Origin of the sequence: Bradyrhizobium sp. CCGUVB14 (assembly GCF_024199935.1) — a bacterium.
Classification (GTDB): Bacteria; Pseudomonadota; Alphaproteobacteria; order Rhizobiales; family Xanthobacteraceae; genus Bradyrhizobium.
The window spans coordinates 6084234-6107452 of record NZ_JANADS010000001.1 but is presented as its reverse complement, the minus strand read 5'-3'; the positions used below and the strand labels follow the sequence as shown (position 1 = coordinate 6107452).

General features: G+C 63.9%; 22 protein-coding genes and 1 tRNA gene. 16 read left to right on the top strand and 7 right to left on the bottom strand.

The features are described from left to right. The first annotated feature begins 145 nt into the window (after nt 1-145). The 9 genes from NLM32_RS28635 to NLM32_RS28595 all read left to right on the top strand — a co-directional run bounded on the left by NLM32_RS28635 (nt 146) and on the right by NLM32_RS28595 (nt 13348). Complete coding sequence (locus NLM32_RS28635) at nt 146-3637, top strand: indolepyruvate ferredoxin oxidoreductase family protein (protein WP_254132142.1); 3492 nt, start codon at nt 146-148, stop codon at nt 3635-3637. Between the two features lie 433 nt (nt 3638-4070). Next, complete coding sequence (locus NLM32_RS28630; protein WP_063682799.1) at nt 4071-5228, top strand: thiolase domain-containing protein; 1158 nt, start codon at nt 4071-4073, stop codon at nt 5226-5228. Next, entirely contained in the window at nt 5228-5617 is a 390-nt protein-coding gene (locus NLM32_RS28625; protein ID WP_028154920.1) for a Zn-ribbon domain-containing OB-fold protein, read from the top strand. Before NLM32_RS28630 ends, NLM32_RS28625 begins: the two co-directional genes overlap by 1 nt. Before the next feature lie 149 nt (nt 5618-5766). Beyond that, a complete protein-coding gene (locus tag NLM32_RS28620) occupies nt 5767-6627 on the top strand; it encodes a MaoC family dehydratase (protein WP_254132141.1) in 861 nt (286 codons plus the stop codon). A gap of 185 nt (nt 6628-6812) precedes the next feature. Further along, entirely contained in the window at nt 6813-7691 is an 879-nt protein-coding gene (locus NLM32_RS28615; protein ID WP_254132140.1) for an SDR family oxidoreductase, read from the top strand. A 131-nt stretch (nt 7692-7822) separates the two neighbouring features. Further along, complete coding sequence (locus NLM32_RS28610) at nt 7823-8776, top strand: dihydrodipicolinate synthase family protein (RefSeq protein WP_254132139.1); 954 nt, start codon at nt 7823-7825, stop codon at nt 8774-8776. Nucleotides 8777-8780: 4 nt separating this feature from the next. Further along, nucleotides 8781-9575, top strand: a complete 795-nt coding sequence (locus NLM32_RS28605; protein ID WP_254132138.1) for an NUDIX hydrolase — start codon at nt 8781-8783, stop codon at nt 9573-9575. An 80-nt stretch (nt 9576-9655) separates the two neighbouring features. Then, nucleotides 9656-10570: a DMT family transporter gene (locus NLM32_RS28600; RefSeq protein ID WP_254132137.1), complete on the top strand. Its 915-nt coding sequence runs from the start codon at nt 9656-9658 to the stop codon at nt 10568-10570. A gap of 90 nt (nt 10571-10660) precedes the next feature. Next, nucleotides 10661-13348, top strand: a complete 2688-nt coding sequence (locus tag NLM32_RS28595; RefSeq protein ID WP_254132136.1) for a PAS domain S-box protein — start codon at nt 10661-10663, stop codon at nt 13346-13348. Nucleotides 13349-13356: 8 nt separating this feature from the next. On the opposite strand, the gene NLM32_RS28590 is transcribed toward NLM32_RS28595, so the two are convergent. Then, nucleotides 13357-13710, bottom strand: a complete 354-nt coding sequence (locus tag NLM32_RS28590) for a GrlR family regulatory protein (protein ID WP_254132135.1) — start codon at nt 13708-13710, stop codon at nt 13357-13359. Nucleotides 13711-13973: 263 nt separating this feature from the next. Between NLM32_RS28590 and NLM32_RS28585 the strand changes: the two genes are divergently transcribed. Next, entirely contained in the window at nt 13974-14462 is a 489-nt protein-coding gene (locus tag NLM32_RS28585; RefSeq protein ID WP_254132134.1) for a hypothetical protein, read from the top strand. 50 nt (nt 14463-14512) lie between these two features. Here NLM32_RS28585 and NLM32_RS28580 read toward each other — a convergent pair whose 3' ends face one another. Beyond that, on the bottom strand, nt 14513-14899 hold the full coding sequence (locus NLM32_RS28580; RefSeq protein ID WP_254132133.1) for a VOC family protein: 387 nt from the start codon (nt 14897-14899) through the stop codon (nt 14513-14515). Nucleotides 14900-15051: 152 nt separating this feature from the next. On the opposite strand from NLM32_RS28580, the gene NLM32_RS28575 reads away from it, so the two are divergent. The 3 genes from NLM32_RS28575 to NLM32_RS28565 all read left to right on the top strand — a co-directional run bounded on the left by NLM32_RS28575 (nt 15052) and on the right by NLM32_RS28565 (nt 16472). After that, nucleotides 15052-15609 carry a hypothetical protein gene (locus NLM32_RS28575; RefSeq protein ID WP_254132132.1) on the top strand — a complete coding sequence of 186 codons (558 nt, stop codon included), beginning with the start codon at nt 15052-15054 and terminating at the stop codon, nt 15607-15609. Between the two features lie 162 nt (nt 15610-15771). After that, nucleotides 15772-16242 carry a hypothetical protein gene (locus tag NLM32_RS28570; RefSeq protein ID WP_254132131.1) on the top strand — a complete coding sequence of 157 codons (471 nt, stop codon included), beginning with the start codon at nt 15772-15774 and terminating at the stop codon, nt 16240-16242. 153 nt (nt 16243-16395) lie between these two features. Further along, nucleotides 16396-16472: transfer RNA gene (locus NLM32_RS28565), tRNA-Arg, on the top strand. A 50-nt stretch (nt 16473-16522) separates the two neighbouring features. On the opposite strand, the gene NLM32_RS28560 is transcribed toward NLM32_RS28565, so the two are convergent. The 4 genes from NLM32_RS28560 to NLM32_RS28545 all read right to left on the bottom strand — a co-directional run bounded on the left by NLM32_RS28560 (nt 16523) and on the right by NLM32_RS28545 (nt 19166). Next, entirely contained in the window at nt 16523-16675 is a 153-nt protein-coding gene (locus NLM32_RS28560; RefSeq protein WP_254132130.1) for a hypothetical protein, read from the bottom strand. Between the two features lie 61 nt (nt 16676-16736). Beyond that, the gene (locus tag NLM32_RS28555; RefSeq protein WP_254132129.1) at nt 16737-17741 is read right to left on the bottom strand and encodes a helix-turn-helix domain-containing protein; all 1005 of its coding nucleotides are present in this window, start codon (nt 17739-17741) and stop codon (nt 16737-16739) included. Nucleotides 17742-18183: 442 nt separating this feature from the next. Beyond that, nucleotides 18184-18471, bottom strand: a complete 288-nt coding sequence (locus NLM32_RS28550; RefSeq protein WP_254132128.1) for a hypothetical protein — start codon at nt 18469-18471, stop codon at nt 18184-18186. A 431-nt stretch (nt 18472-18902) separates the two neighbouring features. Beyond that, nucleotides 18903-19166: a hypothetical protein gene (locus NLM32_RS28545; protein WP_254132127.1), complete on the bottom strand. Its 264-nt coding sequence runs from the start codon at nt 19164-19166 to the stop codon at nt 18903-18905. Nucleotides 19167-19464: 298 nt separating this feature from the next. Here NLM32_RS28545 and NLM32_RS28540 point away from each other — a divergent pair, with 298 nt between their 5' ends. The 3 genes from NLM32_RS28540 (at nt 19465) to NLM32_RS28530 (ending at nt 21710) form a co-directional block, all read left to right on the top strand. After that, nucleotides 19465-19911, top strand: a complete 447-nt coding sequence (locus NLM32_RS28540) for a hypothetical protein (RefSeq protein WP_254132126.1) — start codon at nt 19465-19467, stop codon at nt 19909-19911. 88 nt (nt 19912-19999) lie between these two features. Further along, entirely contained in the window at nt 20000-20878 is an 879-nt protein-coding gene (locus NLM32_RS28535) for a DMT family transporter (RefSeq protein ID WP_254132125.1), read from the top strand. Between the two features lie 88 nt (nt 20879-20966). Then, entirely contained in the window at nt 20967-21710 is a 744-nt protein-coding gene (locus tag NLM32_RS28530; protein ID WP_254132124.1) for a hypothetical protein, read from the top strand. A 117-nt stretch (nt 21711-21827) separates the two neighbouring features. On the opposite strand, the gene NLM32_RS28525 is transcribed toward NLM32_RS28530, so the two are convergent. Then, on the bottom strand, nt 21828-23207 hold the full coding sequence (locus NLM32_RS28525) for a transposase (RefSeq protein WP_254128549.1): 1380 nt from the start codon (nt 23205-23207) through the stop codon (nt 21828-21830). Nucleotides 23208-23219: the final 12 nt, after the last annotated feature.

The window sequence follows — 23219 nt, the reverse complement described above, 5'->3', positions numbered from 1 at the left end:
GCCGCTGCGGAAGCGCCAGATTTGTGATGCGCCGCGTTAAATATCCGACATAGAGTGGCGCAGGTGGTCGGCGCGCCCTAGCTAAAAACAACGGGCAGGCAACGGCTTAAGCAGCCAAACGCTCAAAAGGGCGAAAGAGGACAACATGGGAATCAACCAGGGTCCGATCAGTCTCGATCAAAAATACACCCAGGACACCGGTCATATTTTCACGACGGGCATCCAGGCGCTGGTCCGCCTGCCCATGGCCCAGATTCGCCGCGACCGTGCCGCGGGCCTGAACACCGCGGGCTTCATCTCCGGCTATCGCGGCTCGCCACTCGGCGGCTATGACCAGCAGCTTTTCGCCGCCCGAAAGCACCTCGAGCAGTACAACATCAAGTTCCAGCCCGGCGTGAACGAGGATCTGGCGGCGACGGCCGTCTGGGGCTCGCAGCAGCTCAACCTCTCGCCCGGCGCCAAATACGACGGCGTCGTCGGCATCTGGTACGGCAAGGGCCCCGGCGTCGATCGCTGCGGCGACGTCTTCCGCCACGGCAATGCCGCCGGCTCCGCCAAGAACGGCGGCGTGCTGTGTCTGGCCGGCGACGACCATGGCGCCAAATCCTCCACCGTCCCGCATCAGTCGGACCACGCCTTCATGTCGGCGCTGATGCCGTATCTCTATCCCTCGAGCATCCACGAGATGATCGAGATGGGCCTGCTCGGCATCGCGATGTCGCGCTATTCAGGCTGCTGGGTCGGCATGAAGGTGATCACCGAAACGGTGGAGACCACCGCCGAGATCGACCTCACCGACGAGATGAAGCCTTTCATCATCCCACCGGATTTCGAGCTGCCGCCCGGCGGGCTCAATCTGCGCTGGCCGGACGACCGCTTCGAGCAGGACCGGCGCCTGCAGGATTACAAGGGCTTTGCAGCGATCGCCTTTGCCCGCGCCAACAAGGTCAACCGCGTCACCATGGATTCGCCGAACGCCCGTTTCGGCATCATGGCCTCGGGCAAGAGCTACGAGGACGTGCGCCAGGCGCTGCGCGAGCTTGGGGTCACCGAAGAGGTCGCCGCCAAGATCGGCCTCCGCCTCTACAAGATCGGCATGCCCTGGCCGCTGGAGCCGGAAGGCGTGCATGAATTCGCCGTCGGCCTTGAAGAGATCTTCATCGTCGAGGAGCGCCGCGAGATCGTCGAGAACCAGGTCAAGCAGGTGCTGTTCAACTGGCGCGACGACGTGCGCCCGCGCATCGTCGGCAAGATGGACGAGCACGACAAGCGCTTCCTGACCTTCGCCGCCGAGCTCAGCGTCGCCTCGCTCGCGACCTCGCTCACCGAACGGCTGCTTCGACTTAATCTCAACCCCGAGATTGCGGAGATGCTCCGCGCCAAGGCCGACTGGTTCAACGGCCGCCAGGCGTCCCAGATGATCCCCACGGCGCCGGTCTCCCGCACCCCGTATTTCTGCTCCGGCTGCCCCCACAACACATCGACGAAGGTCCCCGAAGGCAGCCGCGCGCTCGCCGGCATCGGCTGCCACTTCATGGCGCTGTGGATGGACCGCTCGACCGAGACGTTCACGCATATGGGCGGCGAGGGCGTGCCGTGGGTCGGCATCGCGCCCTTCACCAACGAGAACCACATCTTCGCCAACCTCGGCGACGGCACCTATTTCCATTCCGGCCTTCTCGCCATCCGGCAGGCAGTCGCCTCCAAGACCAACATCACCTACAAGATCCTCTACAACGACGCCGTCGCCATGACCGGCGGCCAGCGTCACGACGGCGATCTCTCGCCGCAGCAGATCACTTTCCAGCTCCACGCCGAAGGCATTCGCGAGATCTATCTGGTCTCGGAGGCGCCCGACGCCTATCCGGCCGACACCATCGCGCCGGGCGTGAAGCTGTATCATCGCGACGAACTGCAGAACGTCATGAAGATGTGCCGGGAGTACAAGGGCACGTCCGCGATCGTATTCGTGCAGACCTGCGCCGCCGAGAAGCGCCGCCGCCGCAAGCGCGGCCTGATGGAAGATCCGGCGCGCCGCGTCATGATCAATCCGGCGGTCTGCGAAGGCTGCGGCGACTGCTCGGTGCAGTCGAACTGCATCTCGGTCGAGCCGCTGGAGACCGAGTTCGGCCGCAAGCGCGCCATCAACCAGTCCGCCTGCAACAAGGACTATTCCTGCCTCAAGGGCTTTTGCCCGTCCTTCGTCACTGTCGACGGCGGCAAGCCGCGCCACCGTGCGCCTGCCGATCTCGGCGATATCGGTGCGATTCCCGAGCCGGCCTCGCGGCCGTCGCTCGACAAGCCCTACAACATCGCTGTCGGCGGTGTCGGCGGCACCGGCGTCCTCACGATCGGCGCGCTGCTCGGCATGGCCGCTCATATCGAGGGCAAGGCCTCGATGATCCTCGATATGTCCGGTCTGGCGCAGAAGGGCGGGGCGGTGCTCAGTCACGTGCGCCTGTCGGATCACCCGGCGGAAGTGACGTGCTCGCGCATCGTCACCGGCACGGCCGACGTCGTGCTTGCCGCCGACGAGGTGGTCGCCGTCGCCAAGGACACGATCTCGCTGTGCGACTCCACGCGCACCCGTGGCATCATCAACAGCCACGTTATTCCCACCGCCGATTTCGTCCTCAACCGCGACTTCAATTTCCAGACCCGCAAGTTGAACGGACTGCTGGAGACGGCTCTGCACAAGGATTCCGTGTTCTTCGACTTCACCAAGCCGGCCGAGCAGCTGCTCGGCGATAGCATCGCCACCAACATGATGATGATGGGCTATGCCTATCAGAAGGGGCTGTTCCCGCTGTCGGCTGAGGCGATTGAGCAGGCGATCGAGGTCAATGGCGTTTCGATCAAGATGAACAAGGAGGCCTTCCGCCTCGGGCGTCTTGCCGTCGCGGACCCCGCGCGCCTTGCCGACATGCTGAAGGGAACGGACGAGGTCGAAGCGCCCAAGACGCTGGACGTCATGACGCTCGACGAGGTCATCGAGCATCGCGCCAAGCATCTCACCGCCTACCAGAACGGCCGTCTGGCAAAACGTTATCGCAAGCTGGTTGACCAGGTCCGCGATGCCGCGGTGAAGGGCGGCTACGGCGATGCGCTGCCGCGCGCGGTCGCGATCAACTACGCAAAAGTGCTCGCCTACAAGGACGAGTACGAAGTTGCGCGTCTCTTCACCGACGGCGCCTTCGCAAAGCAGCTCCAGGATCAGTTCGAAGGCGACTTCAAGTTCAGCTTCAACCTGGCTCCGCCGATTTTGGCGTCCGGCGTCGATGCGCTGGGCCGCCCGAAGAAGCGTGCCTTCGGCCCGTGGATGCTGAAGGTGTTCGGCGTGCTGGCAAAGTTCAAATTCCTGCGTGGCACCCCGCTCGACGTCTTCGGTCGCAGCGCCGACCGCAAGCTCGAGCGCGATTTGATCGTCGGCTACGAGAAGGACGTCGCCACCGTGCTCGGCCTGTTGTCGCCCGTCACGATCGACATCGCCGTGGAGTTGCTCTCGCTGCCCGACCGCATCCGCGGCTACGGCCCGGTGAAGGAGAAGGCGGTCGCGGACGCCAAGGCCCGCTACGCCCAGCTCGCCGCCGACCTCGCCAGCCCGCCGCCGGCGCCAAGGCAGATCGCAGCGGAGTAGGGTGATCTCGTAGGGTGGGCAAAGGCGCGAGGCGCAGTGCCCACCATCTCGTCGAAATTGCGCAAAAGACGTGGGCACGCTTCCGCCTTCGCTCTTCGAGCTACGGCGGACAAGTCGCTTTGCCCACCCTACGGATTCTCTTTTGAAATCAACCACCGTTCTACTGTGCATGGGGTTGTTTTCGTAAAAGCGGACGCTTTCGATAAAGCGAAAAGCCGCTTGTGCCGTCGGGCAAAACACCTTTAGGATCTTGTCCGTCTTCTCCGTTGCCGCGCTCGCAACGTCGATGTGAAGCAGACGAGCGCCTCATGATCGTCGGCACTTGCGCCAACCCGCTGCCCTCTCGCCCGACGGAATATTTCCGCGCTTGCCAAGCAGCCCGGTGCGGTTCAGAAAAAAGAGCCAAGAAGAAACGCGAGCGGAGACCTCTGTTTTGACCATCAAGGGCAAGGCCTACATCGCCGGGATCTACGAACACCCGACCCGGCATGCGCCGGACAAATCCACCGCCCAGCTTCACGCCGAGGTCGCCAAGGGCGCGATCGAGGATGCCGGGATCAGCAAGGACGATGTCGACGGCTATTTCTGCGCGGGCGACGCGCCCGGCGGCGCCTGGCCGATGGTCGATTATCTCGGCCTGAACACCAAGAAACTCCGCCACGTCGATTCCACCGAGACCGGCGGCTGTTCCTACATCATCCATCTCGGCCATGCCGCCGAGGCGATCGCCGCGGGCAAGTGCTCGATCGCGCTGATCACACTCGCGGGCAAGCCGCGCACCGGCGTGATGCCGCCGCGTGCGGCCGGCGCCGAGGTCGATTTCGAGTCCGCTTACGGCGCGACCACGCACAATGCCTATGGCATGTGTGCCATGCGCCATATGCACGACTATGGCACCACGAGCGAACAGCTCGCCTGGATCAAGGTCGCGGCCTCGCACCATGCGCAATACAATCCGCATGCGATGCTCAAGGACGTCGTCACCGTCGAGGACGTGCTGAACTCGCCGATGATCTCTGATCCCCTGCATCGCATGGATTGCTGCGTCGTCTCCGACGGCGGCGGCGCGCTGATCGTGACGACGCCGGAGATCGCCAAGAGCCTGAAGAAGCCGCTGGTCAAGCTGATCGGCCATGGTGAGGCGATGAAGGGCCCGCGCGGCGGCAAGGATCTCGATCTCACTTACTCCGCCGGCATCTGGTCCGGCCCGCGTGCGTTCGAGGAAGCCGGCATCACGCCGAAGGACATCAAATACGCCTCGATCTACGACAGCTTCACCATCACGGTGCTGATGCAGCTCGAGGACCTCGGCTTCTGCAAGAAGGGCGAGGGCGGCAAGTTCGTCGCCGACGGCAATCTGATCTCGGGCGTCGGCAAGCTGCCGTTCAACACCGACGGCGGCGGTCTCTGCAGCAACCATCCCGTCAACCGCGGCGGCATGACCAAGATCATCGAGGCCGTCCGGCAGCTGCGCGGCGAGGCGCATCCGAAGGTGCAGGTCAAGAATTGCGATCTCGCCATCGCCCACGGTACCGGCGGCCTTCTCGGTGTTCGCCACGCCGCCTCGACGGCCATTCTGGAGCGCGTGTGATGAGCGAAGCGAAAAAGTATCCGGCCCCGGTGACCAATCCGGAGACCGCAGCGTTCTGGGACGCGGCCAAGCAAGGCAAGTTCATGATCAAGCGCTGCACCGCGTGCGGTGAAGCGCATTACTTCCCGCGCTCGATCTGCCCATTCTGCTACTCCGACAAGACGGTGTGGGAAGAGGCGTCAGGCGAGGGCACGATCTACACCTGGAGCTTGATGCGGAAGTCGCCGACCGGTCCTTACGCCATCGGCTACGTGACGCTGAAGGAGGGACCGTCGGTGCAGACCAATTTCGTCGACTGCGATCTCGAGAAGCTGAAGATCGGCCAGAAGGTGAAGGTGGTGTTCAAGCCGACGGACGGCGCACCGCTGCCGTTCTTCACGCCGGCCTGACGCAGTCCTCATCCTGAGGAGCTTGCGAAGCAAGCGTCTCGAAGGATGGCCACGACAAAGAAAGCGTATCGGGCGTCCTCATGGTTCGAGACGGCGCAAGAGCGCCTCCTCACCATGAGGATGAGAACCACCGGGAGGAAACCAGAAAAATGTCCGCCAGATACGAAGAGCTCAAAGCCCTCAAAAACATCGGCCAGAAATATTCCTACGGCGATCGCGAGGTCATGCTCTACGCCTACGGCATCGGCCTCGGCGCCGATCCGATGGACGAGAACGAGCTCGCCTTCGTCAATGAAGGCACGTTCACGCCGCGGCCGCTCAAGGTGGTGCCGACCTTCGCCTCGGTCGCCGCATGGGGCTCGGGACCCGGCGAGATGAATCTCAACCGCGTGATGGTGGTCGATGGCGAGCGCGACATCACCTTCCATCAGCCGCTGCCGGTCGCCGCCAACATCACCGCCGATTCTTCCGTGCTCGAAGTCTACGACAAGGGCGAGGGGAAGGGCGTGGTGATCAGCCACCAGACCGTGCTGAAGAACGAGAAGGGCGAGAAGCTCGCAACTCTCGTCGCCTCGCGCTTCGCCCGCGGCGACGGCGGCTTCGGCGGGCCGGCTCTGACACAGCCCGATCCGCACAAGATCCCCTCGCGCTCGCCGGACAAGACCATCGACATCGTCACGCGTCCCGACCAGGCGCTGGTCTATCGCCTCTGCGGCGACCGCAATCCGCTGCACAGCGATCCCGAGTTTGCGAAGAAGGCCGGCTTCCCGCGTCCAATCCTGCACGGCATGTGCACCTACGGCATCACCTGCCGCGGCGTGCTCCAGACCTATGCCGACTACGATGCCAGCGCGTTCCGCCAGCACGTCGCGCGGTTCTCCTCGCCGGTCTATCCCGGTGAGACCGTGACCATGGACCTCTGGAAGGACGGCAACACGATCTCGTTCGAAGCCAAGGTGAAGTCACGCGGCGTCACGGTGATCAAGAACGGCAAGACGGTGCTGGGTTAGGCAGGCACCGGCGTTTCACTCCCTCGCCCCGCTCTTGCGGGGAGAGGGTGGGGTGAGGGGCTCTCACCACGAGCTGTGACGGTATTGAGACCTGTACCCCCTCACCCGGATCGCAAGGGCGATCCGACCTCTCCCCGCAAGCGGAGAGAGGTAAGAGAAGAAAACAAAAACAGGGAGAAGCCACCATGGGACTACTCGACGGCAAGGTTGCGCTGATCACCGGCGCGGGCGGGGGCCTCGGTGAGGCCTACGCAAAGCTGTTCGCGCGGGAAGGGGCCTCGATCGTCGTCAACGATCTCGGCGGGCCCCGCGACGGCTCCGGCGCCGACAAGTCGATGGCGCAGCTCGTGGTGGACGCGATCAAGGCCGAGGGCGGCAAGGCCGTCGCCAATGGCGCCGACATCTCGACCATGGAGGGCGGCCAGTCGGTGTTCGACGACGCCATCAAGCATTTCGGCCGCGCCGACATCCTGGTCAACAATGCCGGCATTTTGCGCGACCAGACCTTCGCCAAGGCCTCTGAGTCCGATTGGGACAAGGTGATCAAGGTACATCTGAAGGGCACCTTTTGTTGCACCATGCCGGTGTTTCGCTGGATGCGGGAAAACGGCGGGGGCGTCATCGTCAACACCTCCTCGACATCGGGCCTGATCGGCAATTTCGGCCAGACCAATTACGGCGCGGCCAAGGGCGGCATCTGGGGCCTGTCCAACGTGCTGGCGATCGAGGGCCGCAAGTACAACATCCGGATCTGGACCCTCGCCCCGGGGGCCCTGACCCGCATGACCGCAGACCTGCCCCGCTATAAGGAGAACCCCGGTGCGGCGCTGGGGCCGGACGGGATCGCGCCGGCCGTGCTATACATGGTCAGCGATTTGTCGGGCGACCAGACCGGCAAGGTGCTGGGCGTGTCCGGGCCCCGCGGCGTGCGCGAAATGCGGATGATGGAGATGGAAGGCTGGAAACCGCCGCACACGGGCTGGAAGGCCCAGGACGTCGTTGAGCATGCCAAGGAGATCTTCTTCTCCGAGGAGCAGATCAAGATGGGCGCGCGGCGGTTTTAGCCAAAACTGTCATTCCGGGGCGCGACGAAGTCGCGAGCCCGGAATCCATAACCCCGACTTGTGGCTATGGATTCCGGGCCTGTCCCTTCGGGCCATCCCGGAATGACGAATAGAGAGAGACAGGAAAGACGATGAAACTGACCGCCGACGCCAAGGGCACCTTCGCAATCGCGCCGACGCCGTTCCACGATGACGGACGGATCGACGAGCGCTCGATCGACCGCCTGACCGATTTCTACGAGGAGGTCGGCTGCGACGGCGTCACGGTGCTCGGCATCCTCGGTGAGGCGCCGAAGCTGGACGCAGCCGAGGCCGAGCAGGTGGCGGTACGCTTCGTCAAGCGCGCCAAGAAGATGCAGGTAATCGTTGGTGTCTCCGCGCCGGGCTTTGCCACCATGCGCTCGCTGGCGAAGGCCTCGATGGACGCAGGCGCCGCCGGCGTCATGATCGCGCCGCCGCCTTCGCTCCGCACCGACGACCAGATCATCGGCTATTACAAGCAGGCGGCCGAGGCGATCGGTCCTGACGTGCCCTGGGTCCTCCAGGATTATCCGCTGACGCTCTCGGTGATCTTCACGCCTGCGGTGATCCGCAAGATCGTGATGGACAATGCGAACTGCGTGATGCTCAAGCACGAGGACTGGCCGGGCCTCGAAAAGATCTCGACGCTGCGCAATTTCCAGAAGGACGGTTCGCTCCGTCCGCTCTCGATCCTCTGCGGCAATGGCGGCATGTTCCTCGATTTCGAGATGGAGCGCGGCGCCAACGGTGCCATGACCGGTTATGCCTTCCCCGAGCTTCTGATCGACGTCGTCAATCTCTCCAAGGCCGGCAAGCGCGACGCCGCGCATGATCTGTTCGACGCCCATCTGCCGCTGATCCGCTACGAGCAGCAGCCGGGCGCAGGCCTTGCCGTGCGCAAGCACGTGCTGCAGAAGCGCGGCATCATCGCCTCCAGCGCCCAGCGCAAGCCCGGTGCGACCATCACGCCGGCGGCGAAGGCGGAGGTCGATTACCTGCTGTCGCGCGTTGGCCGCGTCGACAAGCGCGCCAATCTCGGTCCGCAATCCAGCGCCGCAGGTTAGTTGAATGCCCGAGACATCAGCATCACGCCCGGCCTCGACGATCCTCCTGCTGCGCGATGGCGCGAAGGAAGTCGAGATCTTCATGATGGTCCGCCATCATCAGATCGAGTTCAACTCGGGCGCGCTGGTGTTTCCGGGCGGCAGCGTCGATGCCGGCGATCAGGAGATCGTCAAGCGATCCGACCTGTATTCGGGCGGCGAGGGTCTCAGCGAGGCGGACCGTGGCTTCCGCATCGCTGCGATCCGCGAGACCTTTGAGGAAAGCGGCATCCTGCTGGCGCGCGCGAAGGGGACCAATACGCCGATCGATGCGAAGCGTGCCGGCGAGATCGCCGATGCGCATCGCGTCGCGCTCAACGAGCACAAGATCAGCTTCCTCAGCATTTTGGCCGACAACGGCCTCCAGCTCGCGCTCGATACGCTCGTGCCCTACGCGCACTGGATCACGCCGGAGGGCATGCCAAAACGCTTCGACACCTGGTTCTTCCTGGCGGCGGCACCGCCCGACCAACTCGGCGCGCATGACGGACGGGAGTCGACAGATTCGATCTGGTTGTCGGCACGCGACGCGGTGGAGGGCGGTGACAGCGGCCGCTTCAAGCTGCCATTCCCGACCACGCGCAATCTGATCCGGCTGGCGAAGCAGCCGACGGTGAAGTCTGCGCTCGACCATGCGAAGGGCCTGTCGATCGTCACGGTGATGCCGGTCATGACCAAGACCGAGACCGGCCGTCAGCTCCGCATTCCCCGCGAGGCCGGCTATGACGGCGAGGTGTTCGAGGTCGGCGCCGTCGGCTAGGACAGTTCGACATCGAGCGAAGTATCGCTGGCCGCGGATGCGCTAAACTCCGTCCATCACGAATGGATAGAACGCATCCGATGGACAACCGGCAGGACACCAATATCGCCGTCGAGCTGGCGCTGCTGGTCGCGCTCGCAACGCTCTGGGGCGGCTCCTACACCTTCATCAAGCTTGGCGTCGCCACCATCCCGCCGGTCACGCTGATCGCCGCCCGCACGACGATCGCGGGCCTGTTGCTGCTTGCCGTCATGTGGGCGAGGGGCATCAGGATGCCAACGGATGGGCAGACCTGGCAGCGCTTCGCCTTCCAGGCCGTGCTCAACAGCGTCATTCCCTGGACGCTGATCGCCTGGGGCGAGCGCCATGTCGATGCAGCGCTGGCAACCATCCTCAACTCGGCCGGGCCGATCTTCACCTTCCTGCTCACAGTGGTCGTCACCCGCCATGAGGCCACCACCCCGCGAAAACTGTTCGGCGTGGTCGCCGGCATGGCCGGCATCCTGCTGATCGTCGGCGTCGATGCGTTCAACGACATCGGCAACGGCCTCGTCGCGGAAGCGGCCATCGTCGCCGCCACCATCTGCTATGCCTGCGCGGCCATCTTCGGCCGGAGCTTCAAGGGCCTCGATCCCATGGCGCCGGCTGCCGGGTCGCTGCTGTCGGGCGCGGCCGTGCTGATCCCGGCCTCGCTCGTGCTTGAGCAGCCTTGGACGCTTTCGCCGTCGCTGAGCTCGGTCCTGGCGCTGCTGGCGCTCGCGGTGTTCTCGACCGCGGCGGCGTTCGCGATCTATTTCCGCCTGATCCAGACCCTCGGCTCGGTCGGCACCACCGCCCAGGCCTATCTCCGTGTCCCGATCGGGGTCGCCATCAGCGTCGCCTTCCTGGGGGAAACCCTGAGCCAGACCGCCTGGATCGGCCTCGCCTGCGTCGTCCTCGGCGTTGCCGCCATGACGATCCCGGCCCGGCGCCCGGCTGTCGCTAAACCATCATGAAAAACAGCCGCTTCCGGCTGCCGGAGGCATGTTCCCCCGGAGGGGCGATACAGCGTATATTGGGCGGGTATGGAGTCCGGTTCCGCCCCAATGCCCGTCGAAACGCCACCGAATTCGCCGCCGAAGCGATCGTTCTCGCTGTCGATCGGCCAGATGACGTTCGGCAGCTTCATCCTGGTGCTGGCGGTGATCATCGTCACCTCGACCGCCAGCGTGATCGCGATCCGGCATATCGACGCCACCTTCGCCGAGCTGCAGCGGCTCCAGAGCGTCGGCGATCTCGCCGAAGATATCGACCGCCGCATGAACGATCTGCGGCTCGCCGCGCGTGACTTCGTCACCGATCCCGGCGCCGGTATCCAGTTCAAGCAGGTGGGAGAGGCCGCCTCGACCCTGAGCGACATCCTCAAGAAGACCCGTATCGATCTTGCCCCCGAGCAACAGGATATGATCGACGGCGTCTCCGAACGGCTTGCGACTTACCGCAGCGGGCTGCAGCGGATCTCGACCCTGATCGATCGCCGTGCGGAGTTGCTCGCCGGGTTGCCGCCGCTGCGCGATCAGTTCGATGCAGCGGTCTCCGAGAGTGGGGACCGCGATCTCGCCGCCCGCCTGTCGGAAGCGCAGAGCCGGATTGCGCTCGGGCTGCTTGCACGCAATCCGTCGGCTGCCGAACAGGCCGCGCAGGGTATGCGAGCGATGGCTATCAGCGATGCTCGGCTGAAGTCGGCCGTGGACAGCTACGCCGATGCTATCATCGCGGTCGCCGTCCGCGAACGCCAGATCGCCGATATCGACCGCGAGGTGCTGGGAACCGAGGGCCGGTTGATCGGCCGCGTCACCGAATTGCTCCGCGACGTCAGCGACCGCCGTGGCCATGTGCTGTCGCGCGATTTTGCCCGGACGCTTGCCGAGGCGCGCTGGCAGAGCATCGTGCTCGGCAGCATGGGTGTGCTGATCGGCATCCTGGCCGCCGGATTCGTGGTGCGTCGGACGGTGCGACCGCTGGCCCAGATCGCGCGCTCGATCCGGGCCCTTGCGGCCGGTGAGAAAAGGACGTCGATCCCGTCGGCCGATCTCGACAACGAGATCGGCGACATCGCGCGCGCGGCAGAGGTGTTCCGCCGTGCGTTGGAGGAGGCCGACACGGCGCGTGAGGCGGCGGTGCGGGCGCTCACCGAGCAGCGGCTGGCCGAGGAAAGCTATCGCAAACTGTTCGAGGGCTCGGTCGACGGCATCTACGTGACGACGCCGGCCGGCGATCTCCTCAACGCCAATCCGGCGCTGGCGCGGATGATGGGCTATGACAGCCCGCAGCATCTGATCGACAGTATCAACGACATCGCCCACACCATCTACGTCGATCCCGCGGCGCGCGAGGAGTACCAGCGGCTGATGCACCGTGACGGCATCGTGCGTGAGTTCGAGTATCAGGTGCGCCAGCGCAGCGGCAACATCCTCTGGCTTTCCGACAGCGCGACGGGCGTACGGGACGAGCAGGGCCGGATCGTCCGCTACGAGGGCACGCTGCGCGACATCACCGACCAGAAGCGGGCGGAAGACGCCATCGCCGAAGGCCGGCGCCTGCTCCAGCAGGTCATCGACACCGTGCCGGCCGTCATCAACGTCAAGGACCGCGACCTCCGTTACGTGCTGATGAACCGCTACATGGCCGGCATCTTCGGCATCGAGCCCGGCGACGCGCTCGGCCGCACCACCGCTGATCTGATGTCGCGCTATGGCGCAGCCAAGACCGACGAGAACGACAAGAACGTGCTCAGGCTCCGCAAGGGGCTCGGCTTCTACGAGGAGGAGTACAAGGACTCCTCAGGCAACATGCGGCAATGGCTGGTCAACAAGCTGCCGCTGCTGGATGCCGAGGGCGAGATCGAGCGGATCGTCACCGTGGCGCTCGACATCGGCGAGCGCAAGCGCGGCGAGCAGGAGATGCGCAAGGCCAAGGACTCCGCCGAAACCGCGCTGCGCAACCTGCGCGAAACCCAGGCCTCTCTGATCGAAGCAGAGAAGCTCGCGGCCCTCGGACGCCTCGTCGCCGGCGTTGCGCACGAGGTCAACAATCCCGTCGGCATCAGCCTCACGGTCGCCTCCGCGCTGGAGCGCAAGACGGCGATGTTCAGCGCCGACGTCGAGCGCGGCGAGCTTCGCCGCTCGACGCTCAACGATTACCTCAACACCAGCCGCGATGCGTCCTCGCAGCTCGTTTCCAATCTCAACCGCGCAGCCGAGCTGATCCAGTCGTTCAAGCAGGTCGCGGCCGACCGCAACTATTCGGACCAGCGCAGCTTCGACCTCGCCGACCTCACCGAGCAGGTGGTGATGAGCCTGCGTCCGGGCCTGCGCAAGCAGAACCTGACGCTCAACGTCGAGTGCCAGCCCAACCTGACCATGAACAGCTATCCCGGCCCGTACGGCCAGGTGCTGACCAATCTGTTCCTGAATTCGGTGGCGCACGCCTTCCCGGATGGACGTCCGGGGATCATCGACATCCGGGTACGCGAGTCAGGCAAGGACAATGTCGAAATCATCGTCGCCGACAATGGTTGCGGCATGAGCCTCGACGTGCGCCGGCGCGCCTTCGATCCGTTCTTCACGACGCGGCGCGATCAGGGCGGCACCGGTCTTGGGCTGCACATCGTCTACAGCATCGTGACCAACCGGCTCGGCGGGCGGCTCGACCTCGATTCCGAGCCGGGCGAAGGCACGCGCATCCAGATGATCCTGCCGCGCACAGCACCGCTGGAACAGGCTGCGGAATAGTTCAGTCGCTAATCAGCTTCTGTGAGCTTGTGCAGGGTGGCGCCGAAAATCAGGCTGGCCTTGCCGACCAGCGCCGTTCCGGTCATCTCCGCGCGGGTGTCCGTGTAGGTCCCGCTGACACCGATGCCGACCGGAGCCGGGCCGCCGAACAGCGGGTTGTCATCACCTCGCGGCGAGGTGTGCCGTTGCACCAGCACCTCGCCTTTGAAGGTGTGGTCGTCCTTCACCACGTAACTGCCGGTGTAATAGAGGTAGGCATCGCCGCCAAGGATCTTGCCGTCGCGAAAAAGAATCACGCCGCTGCCCTTACCGACCCGACCATCGAGCAGGCTCACGTGAATCGAATAGAGGCCGTTCTTCATCACGCCCCGTCTGCCGGCCACCATCGCCCAATGGCGTAACCGGTGTAGCTTTTATGCCAAAGCGCAACCACTCGCGCAACGCGGCAGTTTCGCCAGCGATGGTGTCCCATGCCGGCACTGCTAACCGTAATTGTCCCGGCTTGTGTGTGACACGGTTATGACGGTCTCATCACGCTGCGAGGCCAGTCGTTGCGAATCAGAGTTGGCCCGCGAAATGCATAACCATTGTTGCACTGGCCGCGGGGTGCTGGAGCAAGACGAACGTGAGCAACTGGATCGATTCCGGCGGCGCTGAGCCGCGTCTGTACAGTGCGCGTCCCACGAACTGCGAAACACGACGATGGCAGATTGGCCGTCCCACACGGTGGCGAAGCGCGGCAAGTCTTGCTTGCGCGCTGGCGCTGATTGCCCCGTTCGGGCACGCACGCGACCGCGGCCAGTTCGTCAATACCAGTGCGGAGCTTAAAGCCTGGTTCGACGGCTTGCGCAGCGGCAAGGGGCCATGCTGCTCCGATGCCGACGGTTCGGCGATCTCGGACTCCGATTGGGAGAGCAAGGACGGGCACTATCGCGTGCGTATCCCGCGCCTCGGCTACGTGATCGAAGGCCGGGAGCAGGAGCTCGTCTGGGTCGACGTGCCCGAGGAGGCCGTGATCTCGGAGCCGAACCGGGTCGGACGCACCATGGTCTGGCCGATCTACGGCTACACGGGCGTCACGATCCGATGCTTTATGCCCGGTAGCATGACTTAGCGGGGCGAGCGCTCGCCCGGCTTCGCCTCGATGTCGGATGCGGAGTCGCGTCAGGTATATTTCTTGTCGCGCTCGAGCAGCTCGATGGAAATGCCTTCGGGGCCGCGGATGAAGCAGATGCGGACGCCGGGCCGGATCGTGGTCGGCTCGCGGGTGAACGTCACGCCCTTGGCCTTGAGCTCGGCGGCGACAGCGTCGATGTCCTTCACCGTGAGCCCGAAATGGTCGAGGCCCTGATGAGGGTGTGGCGGCGGCGCGCTGACGGCGTTCTCGCCTTCCAGCGATGCGATGAAGATCCTGGCGCCGCCCAGGTTCACGTCGATGCGTCCCGGCGCGCGCACGATCTCGCCGCCGAGGATGTCGCGCAGCCAGGCCGCGGTCGCTTCCGGATCAGGGCTGCGCAGATGGATGTGATCCCAAGTGACGACGACTGGCATTTCAATTCCTCCCGATAGGGTCTTCGCGATGTTGCAGCGCATGTTAGCGATCCCGACCGACGATCGCCACCATGGCTCCTATCCGAGATTCGCGCCCTTGCGGGAACCTTAGTTCCTCTCGCGGATTGAGGAAGGAGGCGAGTGACGCACCCATGAACGCAGGGTTTGGCCGGATCGGATTGGGAAGCTTCGCCGGGAATGGCGAGGGGCCGCCGCGGCTCCGCTCCCCAGCAAGCGTCTGGCTCAAGCGAGCCGTGTTGTGGCTGCTGGCGGCACTTGTGGTTGGCGGGGCTGTCTGGCTATTGATGCCGCCCTCCGAAGGCAATGTCGCGCCAACCGAGCCGACCAAATTGGCGCTGGCAAGCATCGATCCAGCTGCTCCGACAACCGCCTCAGATACCTCCGCTGCTGAGCCGGCCGGGCTCGACCGGATGAAGATTTCATCGCAGACTTGGCGGCGCGGCGGGCTCGGCTCGAAGGCGCTCGTGACCTTCACCGTGCGAAATGACAATGACTATGCCGTTAAGGATGTCGAGATCGTCTGCGCCTTCACGCGGCGCGACGGCAGCCATCTGACCGACCGCGGCCGCGTGCTGGCCGACATTGTCGGCATGAAGAGTCGCAAGACTTTTGCGCGCGTCCCGGTCGGATTCGTCAACGTGAATGCCGATCAGGCGACATGTTCGCTGGTCACGGCGCGGCGCGCCTAAGGGGCCAGACATTCCGCTAGCGGAAAAGTTACCGTCCTAGTCCCTTGGCCAGAATCTTGGCGTTCCCATTTGAACCGAAGGGCAGGGTGCAGGAACCAATTAGAGGATCGCCGGTTGAGGCGAAGAGCCCACGCGGGGATTGCGGGGGGCGGAGCGCGGCCAATGCCCATCTTTCGGTATTTCATGTTCGTCGGTGGAGCGCTGCTCGCACTGTTGTTTGCGGCTGATTTCGTTTGGCCGACGTCGCCGGCCGGGCAAGCGGTTGCGACTGCAGGCTATGACCAGCCGCTGATCCGGATCCGGTCCGATCGTCATCTGCCTGATCGTGTCGTGCTCGACACCAGCCAGCCGACCGTCGCCGTGCCGGTCGTGCAGACGGCCGCCGCCGCGGCGCCTCAGGCGACTGCGCAGCCGGACCCGCTGGCTGACATCTCGGCAAAGGCGCGGGTGCGCGAGACTTTCGCTCAGTTCACGCCGAAAGCTCAGGCCCAAACGACGCAGACTCCGCAGGTTCAGGCCCCCGTTCAGCCCAAACGGAAGGTGGCCCGGGCGCGTCCGGCGCCGCAGCGCGGCCAGCCGATGATGCTGGTGGCACAGCAGCCGCATTTTGGTTTTTTCAACTCGACCTGGTAACAAGCGCGCCTCTGCTCCGCCTCGATAAAGGCGGGGAGGGCTTTTTATTGTCCGGTCTCTCTGCTAATTCGAACCGATCCGAGCGTCGCAGCCAGCTGGCCTGCCAGTCAGCGTCAGCGGCGCTTCGGTTTGTGGCCCAAGACCGGGGCCCGGGCGCTCGTAGCTCAGCTGGATAGAGCATCGGATTTCGATTCCGAGGGTCGGGAGTTCGAATCTCTCCGAGCGCGCCATTTGTCAGGCCACAGCCTTCAGGCCTGACCACGCAATCCGTAAATCTCGCCTACTTGCCTTGGATCTTGAGCCCGTTGGGGCCAACGTTGATCTGGAGGCCGTCAGGCTGCTTCTTCGCCTGATAGAGATTGTAGCCAAGTACCTCCGCCGTCACGACCAATGCGCCAATAATGAGAAACAACAGATTGCGGCTAATGGACATCCGTTTCCTTTGAACCAAGGCTGCTGACAGTGAAGAAACGCCGTGCAGCACGTGCGTGGCTTCAAAACTGTCCGGCACTGGCAACGTGGTTCATCAGCACTTGTTCCGGAGCAGCCGTGCGCGAGCGGGCCCGCGCCAGCGTGTCCGAGGGCGCCTCGTGGAAGGTCGCGCGGTATGCTGCGGCAAACTCGCCGAGGTGATGAAAGCCCTGGGCGCGCGCGCACGAGGCGACCGACGCGCCACCGCTCCTGAGGAGCTGCGTGCGGGTGGCCCACAGCCGCTTCAGGCGGATGTATTGATGCAGGCTCATCCCGCGCACCTTGGCTACGGCACCGCCGAGGGTCCGGATCGAGACGCCGAACTCACCGGCGAGATCGGCCGTATAGATCGGGGCGGTCGGATAGGCTGCGACGTAGTCGTCGATCTGCTGCACGAGCCTGGCGGATCGCGCACCCACATTCGGGGCGCTGCGCTCCGACAATGGGTTCGTTCGAAACAGGTCGTCGAAAGCGAGCAACAGCCCTTCCTGGAGATGGCTGGCGGCTTCCGTGGTCTCGAACATGTGCGGCGCGAACGACGCGGTCCTGAGGATGTCGAGCACAAGCTGTCGCGCATAGAGATGCGCAACCGGGTCGGCGATGCGAACCCACAATGCGTCGGCGCGATCGAACCAGCCGCGATCCCTGAGCGTGGGCGAGAACATGATCAGTGCATGATGATTGATCTTGGGCTCGACGAAATGGCAGTGATGATTGCCGCGCAAGGCGACGAAAAAGCGCGCGTCGAGATCCATGCCGCTCGAACTGGCGCGCAGATCATCGCTCATCGGCAGGATCACCATGCCGCCCGGTGCGCGATAGGTGGTCTCCAGGATGCGTGCAAACGACCGCGCCACGATGATGCGGCAGGCCGGCAGGTTCACGATCGCTCGCGCCGCGGCGAAATTGGCGACGTCGAGCGGAATGCTCCGGGCGTCTTCCAGCGATTCAGCCGGTCGAAACGCGTCGACGTCGGTGAACCGGGTCAGTTGGAGCGCGGAGGATGGGGCGAGAGCGTCGAAAAACATGCGTCTGGCCGGATGCTGCAATGTGACAATAAAATGAACGTCAGTACATGGCCATCAATGGCGAAACAGGACGATTCAGTAAACAGGATTCCATGCCGTAATATTGCGGACATCATCCCACGAGGATGATCGGATTGATGTCACCGTCAACGGTCTCGGCTCATAGGTTGACCCGATGTGAGGTCAATGAAATGGAGCCGCGTGCAGGCAGGGCAGGCGAAGGACTCGAAGCTTCGCCCCTCGCGTCCCTGCCGCTTCTCGAGATGGGTTTGCACGTTCATGCCCGTCTGCGGGCACCGGAAAACAATCAGATCGGCCATCGGCACAGAATGGCTGCGCGACGAATTTCATCTTTGATCTAGATCAGTTTTGGAATTGCTCCAGGCGAGAGCGCCACCGCGATCTCGCAAATGCGAAGGGGCCCGGAGGGCCCCTTCAGATTTCACCAGCGGCGATAGCCGTAATAGCCGGGCCCATAGACACGCGGGCCATAATAGCGCGGCGGTCCATAATATCGGGGGCCGTAATACGGCGCCGGCGCGCCGTAATATCCATAATAATTCGGACGCCAGAAACAGCGCCCCCAAGCGTCGCAGACCATACGGACCTGCTCGACGTTTGAAACCTGCGGTGCCGCAGGCGCGGGCGCAACGGGCATGGCTGACGCCGTCGACGATGCCGCGATGGCACCGAAAAGGGACGCGACGACGATGCCGATCTTAAGCTTCATAATGTCTTCCTCCGCTTACGCGATACAGGGTATCGAAGTTGTTCTGATCAAATTGTGGCAGAACCGAAATGTAATGCTGATGAACAAATCTTCAGCTTGCCCGCCGCAGGCCTGACCTCAACTCAGCAAGAGTATCCCAGGTTCTCGCGTGTGACCAATGCTTCGACTGCCCGCAGGACATCCATTGGTATCCTTGTTTCTACGCAATCCGGCGGCGCAGCTTCATCCGTAACCTTGTCGTCACGGGCAATCTTCCGCCAAATTCGAAGAGTGGGCTTGTCAGGATTGGATCGTCGTGTGCAGCGGACGCTCGGCGCTCCGGGACGAGGTGGGAAAGAACCTCGTCAAGCGGCCGGTCTATCAGATCGAGAAGCAGGTGCTGCGGGGGCCGCCGGTGAGGCCGCCCGCCGCAAGACAACGCAGTCGCGCCCTCAGAAGCAGGGGTGCCGCCGGCGGTCCTGGCCGACATAGGCGGCCGCGCTCTGGTAGCAGTGGTTGGTCGACGGGCCATCATAGAAGGCGAAGGTGCCGGGAGTGATGCCCGGGCCGTAATTGTGCAGATAGCTGATCGGGTAAGGCAGCGGGTTGGCGTAGTAACGGTGGTGCCGGTGATGTCCCCGTGCCTCCGCAAGGCCAGGGGCTAGGATTGCGGCCGACAGGGCAGCAACCGCGGCTACAAGCGTCAACTTGCTCATCTCGATTCTCCGGAACCCGCGAATAACTCTCCCATCTATAGCCATTTCGGGCCGCCGGGGCACCCGTCCCAGGCCGGGAAATCGGGGCAGATCAGGCAGATTCCCGGGTGGGTGTGACAGAATTGCCGGAACCGGGGTCGAAGCCTGCCCATTTTTGGCCTTTTCGGGATGCTTAACGAATTCCCCACACAAGTATGGCCAAAGAGAATTCGGTTTAAGATTCCTCCCGGCCCGGGGTTTTCCTTTGGGGCTCGCCGCGGCCGGTTCGTTCCTGCAAGGGTTTCGTCGTCACGCTGCCATGCGCATCACGCTCCTCAGCCTGCTGTTGCTCTTCGTCGCTGCTGCCACGCCAGCGCGCGCGGAACTGCACATCACCCGCGACCATGGCGGCTACGTCGAGGAGTACAAGGTCAAGTACAAGCGCGTCCGCGACAAGGGCGAGCGGGTCATCATCGATGGCATCTGCAATTCGGCCTGCACGCTGGTGCTCGGCATCGTGCCGATGAACAAGATCTGCGTGACGCCGCGCGCGAGCCTCGGCTTCCACCAGGCCTACTACGACAAGGCCTTTACCTTCGGCATCAAGGTCACGAGCTCGGAGGGGACGTCCGACCTGATGTCCTACTATCCTGACACGGTGAAGGACTGGATCCGCCGCAATGGCGGGCTCACCACCGACATGAAGAAGATCAAGAACGGGGTCGAGCTCTGGAAGATCATCGATCCCTGTCCGGAAGAATGGTGATCGGCTGATCCGAGCCGCGTCTCCCTCGCAGCGCAACATCCGAAATTCGCATTGCCGCAGCGCCGCCGCTCGGGCAATGAGGGCGGCAATGAATCATAACCAGGAAAATCTGGCCGCGCGGGCGGCGCCGGTGCTGTTCGTGCTGCTGTGGAGCACCGGCTTCATCGGCACCAAATACGTCATCAACAACGCCGACCCCTTGACCTATCTCGCCATCCGCATGGCGGTGGTGGTCGTGCTGATGGCGATCATTGCGGCGATTGCCCGCCCGAAATGGCCTGACCGCAGCGGCATCGCGCACAGCGCCGTCGCCGGCATTCTCGTTCACGGCTTCTATCTCGGCGGCACCGCGATTGCGATCGCGCATTCGATTCCGGCGGGGCTCTCCGCGTTCATTCCCGGCCTGCAGCCGATCCTGACCTCGACCATCGCCAACCGCTGGCTCGGCGAGAAGGTGACGCCGGTGCAATGGGGCGGTTTGCTGCTCGGTCTCGGCGGCGTGGCGCTGATCCTGCACAATCGTCCCATGACCGGCGAGGCGGGGCTCGGCTGGCTCGCTTCGGTGGTCTCGCTGATCAGCATCACGCTCGGCACGCTCTATCAGCGCCGCTACTGCAATCACATCGATTGGCGCGCGGGCAACCTCGTCCAGTATGTGGCCGTCACGATCTTCTTCACGGTCGGCGCCTTCCTGTTCGAGGACCGCGTCGTGCACTGGACGCGGGAGTTCGTGCTTGCGCTCGGCTGGCTTGCGGTCGCGCTCTCGATCGGGTCGATTGGGCTGTTGTACTGGTTGATCCGCCACGCGGCGGCGACGTCGGTTGCGAGCCTGTTCTATCTGGTGCCTGCGGTGACCGCGCTGATGGCCTATCTGCTGTTCGGCGAGAAGCTCGATGCGCTGGCGATCGGCGGCATGGCGATGTGCGCGGCCGCGGTGTTCGTGGTCAACCGGCGCTTCGGCGCGTAGGCCCGTTGCCGGAATACATCCCTGACGTGCGGGTCGCGTTCGTGCTAGGCTTGCCGCATTTCAGTTGTCCTTTCACGCGGTGATTTCCATGAAGAAAGCGAAGCGCGCACTGCTCGGCAAGTCCCTGAGGCCGGTTCGGATTGCCTGCATCAACTACGCCAGGGAGTCCATCGGCGATCGCGATATGAGCCGGCTCACGGCGGCGCTCCAGAGGTGCTACGACAAGCATTTCCTGCCGGTGTGGGGCTATCCGGTCGACCTCTATGTCACGCGCAAGCCGAAGGCCACCGACTGGCAACTGGTCTATTTCGACGATGCCTTGCATAAGAACATGCTCGGGCGGCACGAACTGACCCACCGCGGCCAGCCGATCTCGAAGATCTTCGTCAAGGCGTTGGGCGAGGAGCCGATCAGCGTGGCGGCCTCGCACGAGCTGTTCGAGATGGTGCTCGACCCCATGGCCAATCTCTGGGCCGACAAGAATCCGAATACCCAATATGCCTATGAGGTCTGCGACGCTGTGGAGGAGGACTCCTTCGACGTCGACGGCTTGCCGATGTCGAACTTCGTCTATCCCTCCTGGTTCGAGCCATTCAAGCATCCCCGCGGCACCAAGTTCGATCACAAGGGAACGCTGAAGGCGCCGTTCTCGATGACCGAGGGTGGCTACGTCATCAAGAAGGTCAACGGGAGGAAGGTGATCAAGGCGTTCGGCTCACCTGCAAAGCGGCGGCGCTTCAACACTGAAGACCGGCGCGGCCATCGCAGCGAGTTTCGCGATCCGAAGGGAAAGCACCACCCGGGCCGGCGCGCGTCGAAGCGGAGAGGCTAGGGCCTCGAGAGCAGACATCTCCGGGCGCCCGCACCCGGAGACCTCGTCGCGCCGCGATCAGCGCCTGGCCTTCTTGGCCTTCTTCTTGGCAGCCTTCTTAGCTCGACTTTGGCCGATTTATGCGGCGTAGGCGAGCGCGTTCTCCATCCGGCGCCAGATATGGCGCGGAATTTCTATACTGTTCCGGCGCGGCCGGGACATGAAAGAAATCTGATGAGCCCATATTTGGCGTCGGACGGATGCGATCGCATCGCTAAAGGTCAGCGCGGCTTTTGGATACCAAGCCGCGGTTCTGGGCTTGAGCTTTTGTGCCTTGGCGAGGTCGTGGGTCCATAGCGTGACGATGGAGTAGAGGCCGAGCAAGATCGGGGTAGTGCGCAGAATGGCTTTGTCCGACCATTGGCGCTGGGTCTCGACACCGAGGTGAGCGCGAACTTCCTCGAAGGTGACTTCGACCTGCCAGCGACTGACGAACCAGGCGAGGATGTCGCGGGGAAGAGCGTTGAGATCGGTCGCCAGGAAGGCCTGCGGGTCGAACTCGCCGGTTGGGTCGCGGACGAGAAGCCAGCGGATCGGTACCGGCGGAACGCCGCCGCGATACCACAGCGCGGTGCCGGTTGCGATCTCGACAATGCGATTGGTTCGGCCGTACCAGAGACTGACCCGGTAGCGCGTCCAGGACACGTTGCGATCCTTGAGGATGGCAGAGAGTTTTTTGTGGGGCTTACCTCGGATTGGAGGGCGGCCACGACCTTTGCGCTTTGGTCGGGGAAATTCGAACAGGTTGGCATCGAGGCGCAGGCGGGTGACAATGCAGACATGCTTGCGCACTGCGGCAAGGAACTCGATGGCCGCAAAGGCGCTGTCGGCGACCAGGACAATATATCGATCGGGCAGCCAACGATGGATTTGCCAAGCAGCCTGGCGGGCCCAATCGAGCAGCGTCTTGGGCGAGCGCGATTTGCCGTCATAGAAGCGTTTGGAGGGGGCGAGCAGTGTGAGGAAGGGCAGCGCCATGATGCGATCGGCCCACGGCACGCGCACCAACAACATGGCGGAAAGCCAGCGCAGACCGCTGGCTTTGACGAAGTGCCCCTTGGAGGAGCGCACCGGGTCGCGATAGATGCCGCGGGCGCTGATCTTGGGTCCCCAGCGTCGCTCGATGGTGTCATCGAGCCCGATCACCACTGGCTCGCCGGCCGCCACGAAGACCTTGATCAGCAGGAGCAGCAGGCGGCCTGCCGCGGCCCGCGACGACCACGCCGCCCGGTTGAGGACGCGATGGAAAGTACAGAAATCGGGATCGCGCTCTCGCCCGAGGATGCGCAGCGCCGCCGTGACAGTGCGCCGGCCGGGCGCCAGGATAACGCCGGCGAGCAGCATCAGAACATTCGGCCAGGTAGGACGCGTGAACAGATCGGTGAAGACTGCAAGCCGGGCCGCAAAACGCGGCGGCAGCGGATCGCAAGAGCGGGGAAGAAGACGGGCGTGTTGCATCCCATCGGTAGA

What these genes read in the sequence shown, in the direction of transcription:
- NLM32_RS28635 (WP_254132142.1), top strand. Translation starts at nt 146, where the DNA reads ATGGGAATCAACCAGGGTCCGATCAGTCTCGATCAAAAATACACCCAG.
- NLM32_RS28625 (WP_028154920.1), top strand. Translation starts at nt 5,228, where the DNA reads ATGAGCGAAGCGAAAAAGTATCCGGCCCCGGTGACCAATCCGGAGACC.
- NLM32_RS28620 (WP_254132141.1), top strand. Translation starts at nt 5,767, where the DNA reads ATGTCCGCCAGATACGAAGAGCTCAAAGCCCTCAAAAACATCGGCCAG.
- NLM32_RS28615 (WP_254132140.1), top strand. Translation starts at nt 6,813, where the DNA reads ATGGGACTACTCGACGGCAAGGTTGCGCTGATCACCGGCGCGGGCGGG.
- NLM32_RS28610 (WP_254132139.1), top strand. Translation starts at nt 7,823, where the DNA reads ATGAAACTGACCGCCGACGCCAAGGGCACCTTCGCAATCGCGCCGACG.
- NLM32_RS28605 (WP_254132138.1), top strand. Translation starts at nt 8,781, where the DNA reads ATGCCCGAGACATCAGCATCACGCCCGGCCTCGACGATCCTCCTGCTG.
- NLM32_RS28600 (WP_254132137.1), top strand. Translation starts at nt 9,656, where the DNA reads ATGGACAACCGGCAGGACACCAATATCGCCGTCGAGCTGGCGCTGCTG.
- NLM32_RS28595 (WP_254132136.1), top strand. Translation starts at nt 10,661, where the DNA reads ATGCCCGTCGAAACGCCACCGAATTCGCCGCCGAAGCGATCGTTCTCG.
- NLM32_RS28590 (WP_254132135.1), bottom strand. Translation starts at nt 13,710, where the DNA reads ATGAAGAACGGCCTCTATTCGATTCACGTGAGCCTGCTCGATGGTCGG.
- NLM32_RS28580 (WP_254132133.1), bottom strand. Translation starts at nt 14,899, where the DNA reads ATGCCAGTCGTCGTCACTTGGGATCACATCCATCTGCGCAGCCCTGAT.
- NLM32_RS28575 (WP_254132132.1), top strand. Translation starts at nt 15,052, where the DNA reads ATGAACGCAGGGTTTGGCCGGATCGGATTGGGAAGCTTCGCCGGGAAT.
- NLM32_RS28570 (WP_254132131.1), top strand. Translation starts at nt 15,772, where the DNA reads ATGCCCATCTTTCGGTATTTCATGTTCGTCGGTGGAGCGCTGCTCGCA.
- NLM32_RS28560 (WP_254132130.1), bottom strand. Translation starts at nt 16,675, where the DNA reads ATGTCCATTAGCCGCAATCTGTTGTTTCTCATTATTGGCGCATTGGTC.
- NLM32_RS28555 (WP_254132129.1), bottom strand. Translation starts at nt 17,741, where the DNA reads ATGTTTTTCGACGCTCTCGCCCCATCCTCCGCGCTCCAACTGACCCGG.
- NLM32_RS28550 (WP_254132128.1), bottom strand. Translation starts at nt 18,471, where the DNA reads ATGAAGCTTAAGATCGGCATCGTCGTCGCGTCCCTTTTCGGTGCCATC.
- NLM32_RS28545 (WP_254132127.1), bottom strand. Translation starts at nt 19,166, where the DNA reads ATGAGCAAGTTGACGCTTGTAGCCGCGGTTGCTGCCCTGTCGGCCGCA.
- NLM32_RS28540 (WP_254132126.1), top strand. Translation starts at nt 19,465, where the DNA reads ATGCGCATCACGCTCCTCAGCCTGCTGTTGCTCTTCGTCGCTGCTGCC.
- NLM32_RS28535 (WP_254132125.1), top strand. Translation starts at nt 20,000, where the DNA reads ATGAATCATAACCAGGAAAATCTGGCCGCGCGGGCGGCGCCGGTGCTG.
- NLM32_RS28530 (WP_254132124.1), top strand. Translation starts at nt 20,967, where the DNA reads ATGAAGAAAGCGAAGCGCGCACTGCTCGGCAAGTCCCTGAGGCCGGTT.
- NLM32_RS28525 (WP_254128549.1), bottom strand. Translation starts at nt 23,207, where the DNA reads ATGCAACACGCCCGTCTTCTTCCCCGCTCTTGCGATCCGCTGCCGCCG.